Below are 15,127 nucleotides of genomic sequence, written 5' to 3'. Positions count from 1 at the left end.
CCCGGGTGGTCGTGCCCGAATGTATGTGACATCGACATAGTTCAGCGTTGCCGCCGCGCCGTAGGTTTCCTGCACGCGACGATCCTGTGACCGTGGTCTCCGAACCGGTCGTCGCCGTCGACCTGCGGAGGGTGTGGCGATGGTCGGGCAGGGACTGCTGTCGGCGCGGGGGTTGACCCGGGACTTCCGGGGCTTCCGGGCCGTGGACCGGGTCGACCTCGACGTGGTCGAGGGCACCGTGCACGCCCTCGTCGGCCCGAACGGTGCCGGCAAGACCACCCTGTTCAACCTGCTCACCGGGTTCCTGCGGCCCAGCGGCGGGCACATCCTGCTCGACGGACGGGACATCGCCGGCCTGCCTCCGGAGCGGGTCGCCCGGCTCGGCGTCGCCCGGTCCTTCCAGATCACCAGCCTCTTCCCGCAGCTCTCCGCCCGCGAACACGTGACACTGGCGTTGCAGAGCCCCAGCGGGCTGGGCTGGCGGTTCTGGCGCTCGGCCCGCCTGATGCGCCGCTACACCGCCCGCGCCGACGAACTGCTCGCCGAGGTCGGTCTCGCCGAACTGGCCGAGACCCCCGCCGACGCCCTCGCGTACGGGCGCAAGAGGGCCCTCGAACTGGCCATCGCCCTCGCCCTCGAACCCCGCGTGCTGCTGCTCGACGAGCCGACCGCCGGGATGGGGCTGGAGGACGTCGACCGCACCGTCGAGCTGATCGCCCGGGTCCGCGCCGGCCGGACGGTGGTGATGGTCGAACACAACATGAGCGTGGTCGGCCGGCTGGCGGACACCGTCACCGTGCTCCAGGCCGGCAAGGTCCTCGTCGAGGGCCCGTACGAGCAGGTCCGGGCCGACGAACGCGTGATCACCGCCTACCTGGGAGCCGCCGATGGAGCCACCGACGGAGCGACCGATGCTGCGCGTTGACGACCTGTCCGCCTGGTACGGCGAGGCGCGGGTGCTGCGCGGGGTGAACCTCACCGTCGACGCCGGCGAGGTGGTCACCCTGGTCGGGCGCAACGGTGCCGGCAAGTCCACCCTGCTGCGCTGCGTGATGGGGCTGCACCCCGGTCGCAGCGGCACGATCACCCTGGACGGCCGGGACGTCGGCCGGCTGCCGGCGCACCGCCGGGCCCGGCTCGGCCTCGGCTGGGTCCCCGACGACCGGGGCGCGTACGCCACGCTCAGCGTCACCGAGAATCTCACGCTGCCACCGACGGTCGGCCCCGACCCGTGGCCGCTGGAGCGGGTCTACGAGGCGTTCCCCGCCCTGTACGCCCGCCGCGACTCGGCCGCCACCACCCTCTCCGGCGGGGAGCAGCAGATGCTCGCCCTGGCCCGGGTGCTGCGGATGGGCGCGCGACTGCTGCTCTGCGACGAGCCGACCGAGGGGCTCTCGCCGCTGCTGGTGGGACAGGTCGGCGACATCCTGCGGCAGGCCAAGGAGCACGGGGTGACCGTGCTGCTGGTCGAGCAGAACCTGCACTTCGCCACCGGCGTCGCCGACCGGCACTACCTGCTGGCCGAGGGACGGGTGGTGGAGGCGATGGACAACTCCGAGGTGCGCTCGCGGGAGCGCGAGCTGCTGTCGTACCTCGGCATCTGACGACGACCCGCGCACCGCGCGCGGATGAAGGGAAGACCATGCGCAGGACCATGTTGGTGGCCGCCGGGTCGGCGGCCGCGCTGCTGGTGGCCGGCTGCGGCGGGGGAGGGCCGCAGTCCTCCGGCGACGGGAAGCTCAGCGGTGACCGGATGGTACTGGGCGTGCTCAACGACCAGTCCGGGGTCTACCTCGAACTGTCCGGCAAGAACTCGGTGAAGGCCGTCGAGATGGCGATCGCCGACTTCACGAAGAAGTACGGCGACGACGCGGTGACGAAGGACATCACCGTGGAGACCGCCGACCACCAGAACAAGCCGGACATCGCCAACACCAAAGCGGCCGAGATGTACGACCGCAAGAACGTCGACCTGATCCTCGACGTGCCCACCTCGTCGGCGGCGGAGAAGGTGGCCGACGTGGCGAAGGAGAAGAAGAAGCTCTACTTCAACATCGGTGCCGCCACCACCACGCTCACCGGCGCGAAGTGCAACAAGTACACCTTCCACTACGCGTACGACACGTACATGCTGGCCAACGGCACCGGACGCAACACCACCGAGCAGGGCGCGAAGAACTGGTACGTGCTCTACCCGAACTACCAGTTCGGGCAGGACATGGAGCGCAGCTTCTCCAACGCGATCACCGCGGCCGGCGGCCGGGTGGTGGCGAAGGACGCCGCGCCGTTCCCGAACACCAGCGGCGACTACTCGACCTACCTGCTCAAGGCCCCGACGCTGAACCCGAAGCCGGACGTGCTCGGCACCATGCAGGCCGGGGCCGAACTGGTCAACGTGGTCAAGCAGTACAACGAGTTCAAGCTCCGGGAGAAGGGCGTCGGCCTGGCGGTGGGGCTGATGTTCCTCACCGACATCCACTCGCTCACCCCGGACGCGCTCGCCGGCACCACCTACACCGACGCCTGGTACTGGAACTTCGACCAGCGCAACCGGGAGTTCGCCGACCGGTTCAAGGCCGCCACCGGCACCCGGCCGACGTTCGCCCACGCGGCCAACTACTCCGCCGCCACGCAGTACCTGGAGGCGGTGCAGGCCGCCGGGACCGACGACGCGGACACCATCGTCAAGGCCCTGGAGGGCAGGACCGTCGACGACGTCTTCCTGCGCAACGGGACGATCCGCGCCGAGGACCACCGGGTCGTGCACGACGCCTACCTGGCCCAGGTCAAGCCGGCCGCCGAGGTCACCGAGGAGTGGGACTACGTGAAGGTCCTCAAGACCATCCCGGCGGCGGAGGCGTTCCGCGCCCCGTCCCCGGACTGCCGGATGTGACGCCGTGACCGGCTTTCTCCAGAACACCTTCAACGGGCTGGTGAGCGGGGCGTTCTACGCCCTGCTCGCCCTCGGGCTCGCGGTCATCTTCGGCATGCTGCGGGTGGTCAACTTCGCCCACGGCGCGTTCTACATGCTCGGCGCGTTCGGGGCGTACGTGCTGCTCACCGAGGCGGGGGTGCCGTTCTGGGCGGCTCTGGTGATCATGCCGGTCGGGCTGGGCCTGCTCGGCATGGCCCTGGAACGGGCCTTCATCCACCGGCTCACCCGGCTCGACCCGCTCTACAACTTCCTGCTCACCTTCGGGCTGACGCTGATCCTCCAGGACCTGGTCAAGCTCCGGTACGGCGTGCAGTCCAGCCCGTACGCCACCCCGGCCGAGCTGTCCGGATCGGTCGACTTCGGACTGTTCGACTTCCCCACGTACCGGGTGTTCATCCTCGGCTTCGCGGTGGCCGTCTGTGTCGGGGCCTGGTGGCTGCTCGGCCACACCCGGGTCGGCCTGGTCGTCCGGGCCGCCACCGAGCGCCCCGAACTGACCCGGGCGTTCGGCATCGACGTCGGGCGGTGGATCACGCCGGTCTTCGGCTTCGGCATCGCCCTGGCCGCCCTGGCCGGGGTGCTGGCCGCGCCGATGCGGGCGGTCAACCCGCTGATGGGGGCCGATCTGATCATCGTGGTCTTCGCGGTGGTGGTGATCGGCGGGCTCGGTTCCATCTTCGGCTCGGTCGCCGCCGGCTTCGGCATCGGGCTGATCCAGGCGTGGGGCGAGGCGTACCTGTCGGACTGGCCGATCCTGGCCCAGACCGCCGTGTTCATCGTGATGGCCGTGGTGCTGCTCTGGCGTCCGGCCGGGCTGTTCGGCCGTGAGGAGGCACCCGCATGACCACCGTGGTCGACACCGAGCCCGGCGCGAAGCACACCCCCTCCGCGCTGGCCGCCGTCGCCGCCTCGCCGCGCTGGCTGCGGTACGCGCTGCTCGCCGCCGGCCTGGCCGTGGCCCTCTGGCTGCCCAACGGCCTCTACCCGGCGGTGGCGGTGGACATCCTCTGCTGGGCGCTCTTCGCCGTCTCGGTCGACCTGCTGCTCGGCTTCACCGGGCTGATGTCCTTCGGGCACGCCGCCTTCTGGGGCACCTCGGCGTACGTCACCGGGCTGGTCGCGATCCACGCCGGGCTGCCCTTCCCGGTGGCCGTGCTGCTCGGCGCGCTCGCCGCCGCCGCGCTCGCGGTGCCCATCGGCTACCTGGCGGTCAGCCGCACCGGCATCTACTTCGCCATGGTCACCCTGGCGTTCGCGCAGATGGTCTACTACGTCGCCAACGAGTGGCGCTCGGTCACCCGGGGCGAGAACGGCCTCCAGGGGGTGCCCCGGGAACTCTTCGGGCTCGACCTCACCGACGACTACTACTTCTACTACACGGCGCTGCCGATCGCGCTGCTCGGTCTCGCCGCCGCCTGGCGGATCGTGCACTCGCCGTTCGGCCGGGTGCTGGTCGGCATCCGCGACAACCCCGCCCGCGCCCGCGCGCTCGGCTACCCGGTCCGTCGGTACAAGCTGACCGCGTTCGTCCTCTCCGGCTTCATCGCCGGGTTGGGCGGGCGGCCTGTTCGCCGTGGGCCACCGGTTCGTCTCGCTGGACACCCTGCACTGGACCACCTCCGGCAAGGCGGTGATCGTGGTGGTGCTCGGCGGCATCGGCACCCTCTGGGGCGGCGTGCTCGGCGCGACCGTCCTGGTGCGGCTGGAGGACTGGCTGTCCTTCTCCGGCTTCGAGGCGATCGGCCTGGTCACCGGTGGCATCTTCGTCCTCGTCGTGCTGCTGTTCCGGCGGGGCATCTGGGGCACCGTGGCGGCGCTGGCCGCCCGCTGGGGCCCTGGGCGTCGTGGGTGACCCTCGTCCGGATCCCGCCGGGTCGCCTCGCGGAAACCGCCTCTGATCAGGAAAAACCTGCCCCGGGGCGGTTCCCTGCGGGTGGTCGGTCGCCCTAGGCTGGACGCGGGATCCGACCGCGCCGCCCCCGGCAGGATCGCAGGGGAGGGCGTGCCGTGCCGGCGTACGCGAACACCGGGCACCCGAGGCGGTGGCCGATCCTCGGGGTGACCGTGGTCAGCCTGCTGCTGGTGGTCATGGACAGCACCATCCTCAACGTCGCCCTGCGCACCCTGGCCGACCCGGTGCACGGCCTCGGCGCGAGCCAGGCCGAGCTGGCGTGGGCGGTCAACTCGTACACGCTGGTCTTCGCCGGGCTGCTGTTCAGCCTCGGCGTGCTCGGCGACCGTTACGGCCGGCGGCGGTTCCTGCTGGCCGGTCTCGCCGTGTTCGGGCTGGGCTCCCTGCTGTCGGCGTACGCCGGGGACCCGACGCAGCTGGTCCTGGCCCGCGCGGTGATGGGGCTCGGTGGTGCGGCGATCATGCCGGCGACCCTGTCGGTCATCGCCGGCGTCTTCGACCCCCGGGAGCGGCCCCGGGCGATCGGGTACTGGTCCGCCTCGGTCGGGCTGGCCGTGGCGGCCGGTCCGGTCCTCGGCGGGGTTCTGCTGGCCCACTTCTGGTGGGGATCGGTCTTCCTGGTCAACGTGCCGGTGGCGCTCGCCGGGCTGGTCGCCGGAGCGCTGCTGGTGCCCGAGTCGCGTGACCCCCGCCCCGGCTGGATCGACCTGCCCGGCGTCGCGCTCTCCGTGGTCGGCCTGGTCACCCTCACCTGGGGCGTGATCGACGGCGGTGAGCACGGCTTCGACCGGCCGGTGGTCTGGGCGGCGGTACTCACCGGCCTGGCCGTGCTGGTCGCGTTCGGCTGGCACGAGCGGCGCACCGCCCACCCCGCGCTGGACGTCCGGCTGTTCCGGGTGTCCCGGTTCGCCGTCCCGGTGGCCCTGGTCGGCCTGGTCTTCTTCGCCGGGGCCGGGGTGATGTTCGTCAGCGCGTTCCACCTGCAACTGGTCCGGGGCCACTCACCCCTGCACACCGGCCTGCTCTTCCTGCCGCTGGCCCTGACCCAGCTCGTCCTCGCCCCGCGCAGCGCCGCCCTGGTCCGCCGCTACGGCACCCGGGTGGTCTGCGGCGGCGGGCTGGGCCTGGTCGGGATCGCGCTGGCGGGCTGGGCCCTGGTCGACGCGACGACCCCGACCTGGGTGGTCGCCGTGCTGCTCGGGATCCAGGGTGCCGGGATGGCGCACATCACCGCCCCGGCCACCGAGTCGGTCCTGGCGGCGCTGCCCCGGGAGAAGGCCGGGGTCGGCTCGGCGGTCGGCAACACGGTACGGCAGGTGGGCGCGGCCCTCGGGGTGTCGGTGCTCGGCGCGGTGCTCGGCGCGGTCTACCGGGCCCGGGTCACCCCGGCGACCGGGGCGCTGCCCGACGGGGTCCGGGAGGCGGCCGAGGGCTCCCTCGCCGGCGCGTACGCCGTCGCGCCCCGGCTCGGCGACGCCACCGCCCTGCTGGCCACGGCGGACCGCGCCTTCGTCGCCGCCCTGCACGTGGTGGCGCTGATCGCCGCCGCCGTGACCGGTGTCGGGCTGCTGGCGGTGCTGCGCTGGATGCCCGGCCGCCCCGCCGTCGCCCCCGACCCGGCGTGCCCCGAGCCGGGGCCCCTCGACCAGGGGCATCCCGAGCCGGTGCACCCAGACCCGGCGGAATCCGGTAATCCGGTTGCCGGCGTCCGTACCGTCGAGACGTGATCGACGTGTCCCGACCGGAACGGGCGGAGTGGCTGGACCTGCCGGACGGCCGGCGGCTGGCCTGGTCGGAGTGGGGACCGCCCGACGGACAGCCGGTGCTGCTGTGCGCTGGCGCGGCCATGAGCGGATCGCTGGGCTTCGGCGTTGACCTGCTGCCCCGGTTGGGGATGCGGCTGCTCGGCGTCGACCGGCCCGGTCTCGGTGGATCCACCGCACATTCCGGCCGAACTCTCGCCTCGTGGGCCGTCGACTGCGCCCACCTCGTCGACCGGCGGGGGCTGACCGATCCCGTGGCCGTCGGCTTCTCGCAGGGCGCGCCGTTCGCGGTCGCGCTCGCCGGGGCCGGCCTGGTGCGGGCGCTGGCCGTCGTCGCCGGCCAGGACGACCTCGCCGCGCAGCGGGACCTGCTCGCTCCCGAGGTCGCCGCGCTGGTGGACGAGGTGCAGCGGGACCCGGACGCCGTGGAGCGCCGCTTCGCCGGCCAGGCCACCGCCGACGGCATGTGGGAGCTGGTGATCGGGATAAGCGCGCCGCACGACCGGGCGCTCTACCAGCGGGACGACTTCGCCGCCGCCTACCGGCGTTGCCTGGCCGAGGGCTTTCGGCAGGGCGCCGCCGGCTACGCCCGGGACCTGCGGATCTGCCTCGGCCCCTGGCCCCACCCGCCGGAGCGGGTCGGTGTCCCGGTCGACCTCTGGTACGGGCGACGCGACGCCAGTGGGGTCCATCCACCGGACTTCGGGACGGCCCTGGCCTGCCGGTTCCCCGACGCCCGGCACCACCTCCTCGACGACGAGGGCGGGTCGATCCTCTGGACCCGAGCGGGCGACATCCTCACCACCTTGCGCGAGCGCACCGGCTGGGCGTCGGCTCCCGGGCGGCTCAGCGGTCCGGGTCGCGCAGCCGGTGCAGGCGGAGCGCGAGCTGCACCTCCAGCGCCCGTTCCGGCTTCTGCCAGTCCGCCCCGAGCAGCTGCCCGATCCGTTCCAGACGCTGGGTGACCGTGTTGACGTGCACGTGCAGCTGCTCCGCCGCTCGGGCCAGGCTCCCGCCGACCCCGAAGTACGCCTCCAGCGTCCTCACCAGTGCGGTGCCCCGCCGGGCGTCGTAGTCGACCACCGGGCCGACGGTGTCGGTGAGGAACCGGGCCACGTCCCGGTCGCCCTGGTCGCCGACCGCGCCGAGGAGCAGCCCGACGAACCCCAGCTCGGCGGTGCTCGCCCCCTGACCGGTCCGGCCCAGCGCGCCGAGGGCGGTCAGGCAGCGGTCCGCCTCGCGGAACGTCGCCGCCAGCGACGCGGGCCCGCGCGTCGGTCCGCTGCCTCCGGCGGTGACCGGCCGGCCGGTCACCCGGGACAGATCCCGGGCCACCGCGCGGGCCGCGGCACCCGCGTCCTGTCCGGGCAGCATCAGCGCCACCCGGCCGTCGCGCGCCGCGGCCAGCCCGCCCCGGGTCGAGGCGTACGTCGTGGCCCAGGAGACCACCCGCTGCCGCGCCGACCCGGTGGCGGCGATCACGTCGTCGCTGACCGCCACCAGCACGTGCGGGGCGTCCAGGTCGACGCCGAGCCGCCGACCCCGGCTGCGCAGCGCCTCCGGGTCCGCCAACGGCCGGGCGATCAGGTCGTCGAGCAGTTCGCCCCGGACCCGGCCCTCCGCCTCGGCGACGGTCTGCCGGAACAGCAGCAGCAGCGCGGTCACCAGGGCGGCCCGTTCGAGGATGCGCTGGTCGGCGTCGACCAGTTCGTCCTCCGGGCGCAGCACCAGCGCGCCGAGGTTCTCCGTGCCGGCCACCACCGCGGCGTACCAGAGCCGGCCCCGTCGTACGCTGCGGCCCTCGGTCCGTGACGCGGCCACCGCCTCCACCATGTCCGCGCGGTCCGGCTCGTCGATCTCACCGACCCGGGCCAGCAGCCGCCCCTCGGCGTCCAGTGCCAGCAGCGCCCCACCGAGCACGTCGGTGACCGCCGCCGCGACGTCCTCCACCCCACCGCCGCGCAGCACCAGCGCGGTCATCCGGTCGTGCGCGGCCGCCGCCCGCTCCACCGAGGCGCTGTGCGCGCGGATGGTGGTGTTCGCCGCCGACAGCTCGGCCAACGCCGCCCGGGTCTCGGCGAGCAGCCGGGCGGTGTCGATGGCCACCGCGGCGTGTGCGGCGAGCGAGACCAGCAGCGCCACCTCCTCCCGGGCGAACGGCCGGGCGGACCGGTTCGCCGCGTAGAGCACCCCGATCGAGGTCGACCCGAGGCGCAGCGGCACGCCGAGGATCGCCACCAGGCCCTCCTCGCGCACCCCGGCGTCGATCTCGCCGGTGTGGTGGAAGCGCTCGTCCTCGGAGTAGTTGGCGGTGACGTAGGGGGTGCCGGACTGGGCTACCAGCCCACCGAGCCCGGCGCCGATCGGCAGTCGCAGCCGCTGGAACCGGGCGGAGACCGACCCGTCGGTGACCCGCATGTACGTGTCACCCCGGTCGTCGTCGTTGAGGGTCATGTAGGCGACGTCCGCGCCGAGCAGGTTCCGGGCCCGGTGCACGATGGCCCGCAGCACGTCGTCGGAGTCGCGCAGCCCGGCCAGGTCACTGGCCGTGTCGTAGAGACCGGAGAGTTCGGTCTCGCGGCGGCGGCGGCGCTCCAGCAGCGCGCGGACCCGCAGCGCCACCACCTTCGCCTGCTCCAACTCGGCGATCTTGTCGGCGGACAGGCCGGCCGAGCGCGCGGCGATCAACGGCCCCTCGAACTCGACGGCCGCGGCCTCCCGCGCCAGTAGCTCCAGGAACTCGATCGGCGACGACATGAGCGCCATTGTGCTGGTCACCCCTAGTTCGCAGTCCAGCCCCCGTCGAGGGCGATCGAGGATCCGGTGATGAACGCCGCCGGTGGGGAGCAGAGGTAGACGACCAGTTCGGCGACCTCCTCCGGCTCGATCAGCCGCTTGATCGCCGCGCGGGCCAGCATGATCTTGTCGATCACCTCGTCCTCGCCGATGCCGTGCCGGGCCGCCTGCTCGGCGATCTGGTTCTCCACCAGGGGAGTGCGCACGTACGCCGGGTTGACGCAGTTGGCGGTGACCCCGTGCGGTGCCCCCTCCAGCGCGACGACCTTGGAGAGGCCCTCCAGCGCGTGCTTGGCCGAGACGTACGCCGACTTGTACGGCGAGGCGCGCAGCCCGTGCACCGAGGAGATGTTGACGATCCGCCCCCAGCCCCGGGCGTACATGTGCGGCAGCGCCCGCCGGACGATCACGAACGGCGCCTCCACCATCACCCGGTGCAGGTGGGAGAAGCGTTCGACGGGGAACTCGGCGACCGGTGCCACGTACTGGAGGCCGGCGTTGTTGACCACGATGTCGACCGTGGCGTCCAGGCGGGCGACCGCCTCCGGGTCGGCCAGGTCGACACCCTCGGCCCGGCCGCCGGTCTCGGCGGCGACCGCCTCGGCCGTCTCGACGTCGCGGTCCACCACCCGGACCGCAGCTCCGGCCGCGGCCAACCGGAGGGCGCACGCCCGGCCGATACCACTGCCACCACCGGTGACCAGTGCGCTACGACCGGTGAGGTCGACCTGGACTACGTGGGTGAACGCCACGGGTTCAGCCGTCATGGCGCAGAAGTTACGAGTTGTGTGCCCGGCGGCACATGGGCGGCCCGCACATACTCCACCGGCGGACTATGTGGCCCGGACGGTGTCCGGCGTGTCCCCGACGGTGGCCGTCGGCGGGGAGCAGTAGGGTGTCGAACACACGTACTGCCGGCGGGCTCGGGGAGGAGGCGGCGTGCGGGTGCTGGGCGTCGACCCGGGGCTGACCCGGTGCGGGGTCGGCGTGGTCGAGGGCGTGCCGGGGCGGCCCTGCACCCTGGTGGCGTACCACGTCATGCGAACCGACCCGGACGACGAGCTGCCGCGCAGGCTGCTGCTGCTGGACCGCGCGTTGACCGACCTGGTTGCCGAGCACCGGCCGGAGAGCGTCGCCGTGGAACGGGTCTTCAGCCAGCACAACGTCCGCACCGTGATGGGCACCGCCCAGGCCAGCGGGATCGCCGTGCTCGCCGGAGCGCGGGCCGGGCTGCCCGTGCAGACGTACACGCCGAGCGAGGTGAAGGCGGCGATCACCGGCTCCGGCCAGGCGGACAAGGCGCAGATGACCGCCATGGTGACCCGGCTGCTGCGGCTGGCCGAGCCGCCGAAGCCGGCCGACGCGGCTGACGCGCTCGCGCTGGCCATCTGCCACATCTGGCGTGGCGGCACCCGCTCGAAGCTGGCCGCCGCCGCCGACCGGGTACGACGAGGAGGAGCACGATGATCGCGAGCGTGCGCGGCACGGTGACCGCGACCGGCCCGGACCACGCGGTGGTGGAGGTCGGCGGGGTCGGCCTCGCCGTGCAGTGCGCCCCCGGCACCCTCGCCGAGCTGCGGGTCGGCCAGGAGACCCGGCTCGCCACCAGCCTGGTCGTCCGGGAGGACTCGCTCACCCTCTACGGCTTCGCCGACGACGACGCCAAGGCGCTCTTCGAGCTGCTCCAGACCGCCAGCGGGGTCGGTCCCCGGCTGGCCCAGGCGGTGCTGGCCGTGCACGCCCCGGACGCGGTGCGCAAGGCCATCTCCAACGGCGACACCGCCGCGCTGACCCGGGTGCCGGGCATCGGCAAGAAGGGCGCCGAGCGTCTGGTGCTGGAACTGCGGGACCGGATCGGCCCGGTCGCCGTCGGGCCGGACGGCGCGGCCGGGGTGACCAGCGGTGCCTGGCCCGAGCAGGTCCGTCAGGCGCTGGTCGGGCTGGGCTGGACGGCGGGCCAGGCCGACCAGGCGGTGGCCGCCGTGGCGGAGACCGTGGACGGCCCGACCCCGCCGGTGCCGGTCCTGCTCAAGCAGGCGATCCGGCTGCTGGGCCGCACCCGATGAGCGACGGGAACCTCGTCTCGGCGTACGTCGAGGACGCGGAGCGGGACCTGGAGGTGAGCGTCCGGCCGAAGCGGCTCGACGAGTTCATCGCCCAGGACCGCGTCCGCGACCAGCTCGACCTGCTGCTCAAGGGGGCGATGCGACGCGGCTCCCCGCCGGATCACATCCTGCTCTCCGGGCCGCCCGGCCTGGGCAAGACCAGCCTGGCGAACATCGTCGCCGCCGAGTTGGGCTCCGGCATCCGGGTGACCAGCGGCCCGGCCATCGAGCGCTCCGGGGACCTGGCGGCGATCCTGACCAGCCTCGCCGAGGGCGACGTCCTCTTCATCGACGAGATCCACCGGATCGCCCGGCCGGCGGAGGAACTGCTCTACAGCGCCATGGAGGACTTCCGGGTCGACGTCGTGGTCGGCAAGGGGCCCGGGGCGACCGCCATCCCGCTCGACGTGGAGCCGTTCACCCTGGTCGGCGCCACCACCCGGTCCGGCCTGCTGACCGGGCCGATGCGGGACCGCTTCGGGTTCGTCGCCCACCTCGACTTCTACTCCCCGGCGGACCTGGAGACCCTGCTGCACCGCTCGGCGCGCATCCTCGGGGTGCCGATCACCGACGACGGCGCGGCCGAGATCGCCGGCCGCTCCCGGGGTACGCCCCGGATCGCCAACCGCCTGCTCCGCCGGGTACGCGACTTCGCCGAGGTCCGGGCCGACGGCGTGGTCACCCTGGAGACCGCCCGGGCCGCCCTGAGGGTGTACGACGTGGACGCCCTGGGCCTGGACCGGCTGGATCGGGCGGTGCTCACCGCCCTGGTCGACTCGTTCCGGGGCGGGCCGGTCGGGCTCTCCACCCTCGCGGTGGCGGTCGGCGAGCAGCCGGACACGGTCGAGGAGGTCTGCGAGCCGTTCCTGGTCCGGGCCGGACTGCTGGCGCGGACACCCCGGGGCCGGGTGGCGACCGAGGCGGCCTGGCACCATCTGGGGCGTAACCCGCCGAATGGTACATTTGGCAGCAGCACCCCTCCCGTGCCCGATCTCTTCTCCGTCGAGCCCGATCAGCCGTGATGCGAACGTGATCCGTGCGGCGTTCGGCGTTCTCAGGTGCAGGGATTAGACTCGCCGCGGTTTGTACAGGACGTGAGAACATGCCTCCGCTCCGACGCCCCCCGTCGGGCCGGTGGCCAATGGGAAGGTCTTTACCGTGCTTTACGCAGCAGAGGGCGGTGGGGGAGCCGGCGGTCTGACGCCGATCCTCATGATCGCTCTGCTCTTCGGCGTCATGTACTTCATGATGATCCGCCCCCAGCAGAAGCGCCGCAAAGAGGCCGAGGCGATGCAGTCCGCGCTCGGCCTCGGTGACGAGGTGGTCACCATCGGCGGGCTGTACGGCACGGTCACCAGCGTCGACGACGACACCGTCCTGCTCGAGGTCGCCCCCGGCGTCGAGACCCGCTACGCCCGTCCGGCCATCGCCCGGGTGGTCAGCCGGGCCGACCGGAGCGAGTCGGCCGAGCAGGTCGTCGAGGACGTCGACGTCAAGGAGTGACCCGCGGGCCCGACGGGGCAGCGCGCGGATCGAAATAAGTGGATAGTAGGTCGACGTCGGTGGCGACCCGGACGGACGTGACGACGGGCCTCGGCCAGCTTCGTGACCGCCCGGGACGGCACCGACGTCCACCCTCGACACGTGTGGCCGGACACCCGGCCTGACCCTCGCCGCCTACCACCAGCGGCGCGACCGCAGCAGGGAGACAGGACAACCGTGGCACCACCTCAGGGACAGATGCGGCCGGGACGGCAGCTCGCCGTGCTCGGCGTCATCTTCGTCGTCCTCTATCTTTTGGTGTTCTTCGCGGGCGGTGCCAGCGGTGGCTGGAAGGACCGGCTCGAGCCCAAGCTCGGGCTGGACCTGGTCGGCGGCACCCGGCTCACGCTGGAGGCGACCAACACGGTCGACGGCCGGCCGCCGAACGCCGAGAGCCTCGAGGAGGCCCGGCAGATCATCGAGAACCGGGTCAACGCGCTCGGTGTCGCCGAGGCCGAGGTGGTCACCGAGGGCGACCGGAACATCGTCATCTCGCTCCCCGGTGAGAACCGGGACCTGAGCGAGGTGGGCAGCGCGGCCGAGCTGCGGTTCCGCAAGGTGCTCAAGGTCGCCGACGGCAGCGGCGCCTCCGCCACCCCGCCGCCGGCCACCCCGGCCCCGTCCGGCAGCCCGGCTCCCGCCCCGTCCGGCAGTGCCGCCCCGGCACCGTCCGGCAGTGCGGCCCCGAAGGCCACCGCGTCGCCGAGCACCGGTGGCCAGGGCGGCGGGGCGCCCGTCCCCTCCGCCAGCGCCAGCCCGGCCCCGAGCGCGCCGGCCTCGCCGAGCGCCAGCGCCGAGCCGGTGCCGCAGGGCATCGAGGAGCAGCGCAAGGCCGTCGAGCAGAAAGTCGGCGCCGCCGCGTGGCAGGCCGCCAGCGGCCTCCAGGCCCCGGCCGACGTCAGCGCCGACCCGACGCTGGCCGAGCGGCTCAAGCCCTTCGGCACCCTGACCTCGCGCGAGGTCGCGGTGCTTCCGGCGCAGATGCAGTTCAACGTGCCGACGATCACCTGCGAGCAGCTCGACAAGCGGCCGGCCGGCTCGATCAGCGATCCGAAGCAGACGGCGGTGGCCTGCGAGGCCGGCGCGAAGTACCTGCTCGACATCGCCAAGGTGGAGGGCACCGACGTCGAGGACGCCGACCCCGCCCTGGACCAGGCCGGCCAGTGGGTGGTCAGCCTCAACTTCTCCGGCTCCGGTCAGGAGAAGTGGACCGCGCTGACCCGGGAGGCCTTCAACAACGAGGGGCAGGCCTGCGACGCCACCGCGCTCGGCCAGGACGGCAAGTGCCGGGTGGCCGTGGTGCTCGACAACAAGGTGATCTCCTCCCCGGAGATCCAGGGCGTGCTCACCGGTGACTCGCAGATTACCGGCAGCTTCAACAACAGCACCGCCAGCGACCTGGCCAGCACGTTGCGCTACGGCGCCCTACCGGTGACCTTCGAACCGCAGGAGGCCCAGAACGTCTCCGCCACCCTGGGTGAGAGCCACCTGCGGGCCGGTCTGCTCGCCGCCGGCATCGGCATGTTGCTGGTCATCATCTACGCGTTCTTCTACTACCGGCTCCTCGGTTCGGTGATCTTCCTGAGCCTGGTGCTGTCGGCACTGCTGGTCTTCGGTGCGCTGGTCTTCCTCGGTCGGCAGATCGGCTTCACGCTGACCCTCGCCGGCATCGCCGGCATGATCGTCTCGCTCGGTGTGGCGGCGGACTCCTTCGTCATCTACTTCGAGCGGCTCAAGGACGAGATCCGGGAGGGACGCAGCCCGCGTAGCGCGGTGCCCCGCGCCTGGGTCCGGGCCCGCCGGACGATCATCTCGGCGAACGCCATCACCATCCTGTCCGCCGTGGTGCTCTACATCGTCTCGGTCGGCGCGGTGAAGGGCTTCGCCTTCGCCCTGGGGCTGGCCACGGTGCTCGACCTGGTGGTGGTCTTCCTCTTCCGGCACCCGATCATGGCGATGTTCGCCCGTACCCGGGCGTTCCTGTCGCCCCGGGTCAGCGGCCTCGGCCGGGTGCTCCCCGCCAAGGACACCGACCAGCCGACCGCCCGCAACCCGCGTGTCAAGGAGGCCTGAG

13 protein-coding genes and 1 pseudogene are annotated in these 15,127 nt (G+C 72.9%); 12 read left to right on the top strand and 2 right to left on the bottom strand.

What is annotated here, in order from left to right:
- Positions 1–139: 139 nt before the first annotated feature.
- From GA0074694_RS27030 to GA0074694_RS27000, 7 genes and pseudogenes are all read left to right on the top strand, one after another.
- Entirely contained in the window at positions 140–925 is a 786-nt protein-coding gene (locus GA0074694_RS27030; RefSeq protein ID WP_091464078.1) for an ABC transporter ATP-binding protein, read from the top strand.
- Positions 912–1,604 carry an ABC transporter ATP-binding protein gene (locus tag GA0074694_RS27025; RefSeq protein WP_091462791.1) on the top strand — a complete coding sequence of 231 codons (693 nt, stop codon included), beginning with the start codon at positions 912–914 and terminating at the stop codon, positions 1,602–1,604. Before GA0074694_RS27030 ends, GA0074694_RS27025 begins: the two co-directional genes overlap by 14 nt.
- Before the next feature lie 38 nt (positions 1,605–1,642).
- Positions 1,643–2,893, top strand: coding sequence for an ABC transporter substrate-binding protein (locus GA0074694_RS27020; protein ID WP_091462790.1), 1,251 nt, complete (start codon positions 1,643–1,645; stop codon positions 2,891–2,893).
- Between the two features lie 4 nt (positions 2,894–2,897).
- Complete coding sequence (locus GA0074694_RS27015; RefSeq protein ID WP_091462789.1) at positions 2,898–3,779, top strand: branched-chain amino acid ABC transporter permease; 882 nt, start codon at positions 2,898–2,900, stop codon at positions 3,777–3,779.
- Positions 3,776–4,787 (top strand): annotated as a pseudogene (locus tag GA0074694_RS27010) (branched-chain amino acid ABC transporter permease). The gene GA0074694_RS27015 and the pseudogene GA0074694_RS27010 overlap by 4 nt, the downstream one beginning before the upstream one ends.
- A 155-nt stretch (positions 4,788–4,942) precedes the next feature.
- A complete protein-coding gene (locus GA0074694_RS27005) occupies positions 4,943–6,574 on the top strand; it encodes an MFS transporter (protein WP_091462788.1) in 1,632 nt (543 codons plus the stop codon).
- Positions 6,571–7,575: an alpha/beta fold hydrolase gene (locus GA0074694_RS27000; protein ID WP_245714929.1), complete on the top strand. Its 1,005-nt coding sequence runs from the start codon at positions 6,571–6,573 to the stop codon at positions 7,573–7,575. Before GA0074694_RS27005 ends, GA0074694_RS27000 begins: the two co-directional genes overlap by 4 nt.
- Here the strand turns inward: GA0074694_RS27000 and GA0074694_RS26995 are convergent.
- Together GA0074694_RS26995 and GA0074694_RS26990 are read right to left on the bottom strand one after the other, a co-directional pair.
- Positions 7,457–9,376: a helix-turn-helix domain-containing protein gene (locus GA0074694_RS26995; RefSeq protein WP_091462787.1), complete on the bottom strand. Its 1,920-nt coding sequence runs from the start codon at positions 9,374–9,376 to the stop codon at positions 7,457–7,459. The two genes, GA0074694_RS27000 and GA0074694_RS26995, sit on opposite strands and share 119 nt — an antisense overlap.
- A 14-nt stretch (positions 9,377–9,390) precedes the next feature.
- On the bottom strand, positions 9,391–10,173 hold the full coding sequence (locus GA0074694_RS26990; RefSeq protein ID WP_091462786.1) for a 3-hydroxybutyrate dehydrogenase: 783 nt from the start codon (positions 10,171–10,173) through the stop codon (positions 9,391–9,393).
- A 172-nt stretch (positions 10,174–10,345) separates the two neighbouring features.
- Between GA0074694_RS26990 and ruvC the strand changes: the two genes are divergently transcribed.
- The 5 genes from ruvC to secD all read left to right on the top strand — a co-directional run bounded on the left by ruvC (position 10,346) and on the right by secD (position 15,126).
- Positions 10,346–10,873, top strand: a complete 528-nt coding sequence (gene ruvC, locus GA0074694_RS26985) for a crossover junction endodeoxyribonuclease RuvC (RefSeq protein ID WP_091462785.1) — start codon at positions 10,346–10,348, stop codon at positions 10,871–10,873.
- A complete protein-coding gene (gene ruvA, locus GA0074694_RS26980) occupies positions 10,870–11,472 on the top strand; it encodes a Holliday junction branch migration protein RuvA (protein WP_091462784.1) in 603 nt (200 codons plus the stop codon). Before ruvC ends, ruvA begins: the two co-directional genes overlap by 4 nt.
- Complete coding sequence (ruvB, locus tag GA0074694_RS26975) at positions 11,469–12,533, top strand: Holliday junction branch migration DNA helicase RuvB (RefSeq protein ID WP_091462783.1); 1,065 nt, start codon at positions 11,469–11,471, stop codon at positions 12,531–12,533. The genes ruvA and ruvB overlap by 4 nt, the downstream gene beginning before the upstream one ends.
- Before the next feature lie 136 nt (positions 12,534–12,669).
- On the top strand, positions 12,670–13,014 hold the full coding sequence (gene yajC, locus GA0074694_RS26970; RefSeq protein WP_091462782.1) for a preprotein translocase subunit YajC: 345 nt from the start codon (positions 12,670–12,672) through the stop codon (positions 13,012–13,014).
- 216 nt (positions 13,015–13,230) lie between these two features.
- Entirely contained in the window at positions 13,231–15,126 is a 1,896-nt protein-coding gene (gene secD, locus GA0074694_RS26965) for a protein translocase subunit SecD (protein WP_176738133.1), read from the top strand.
- The last annotated feature ends 1 nt before the right edge of the window (position 15,127 follow it).

Origin of the sequence: Micromonospora inyonensis (genome assembly GCF_900091415.1) — a bacterium.
GTDB lineage: Bacteria > Actinomycetota > Actinomycetes > Mycobacteriales > Micromonosporaceae > Micromonospora > Micromonospora inyonensis.
This window is presented reverse-complemented; position numbering and strand designations above follow the sequence as displayed.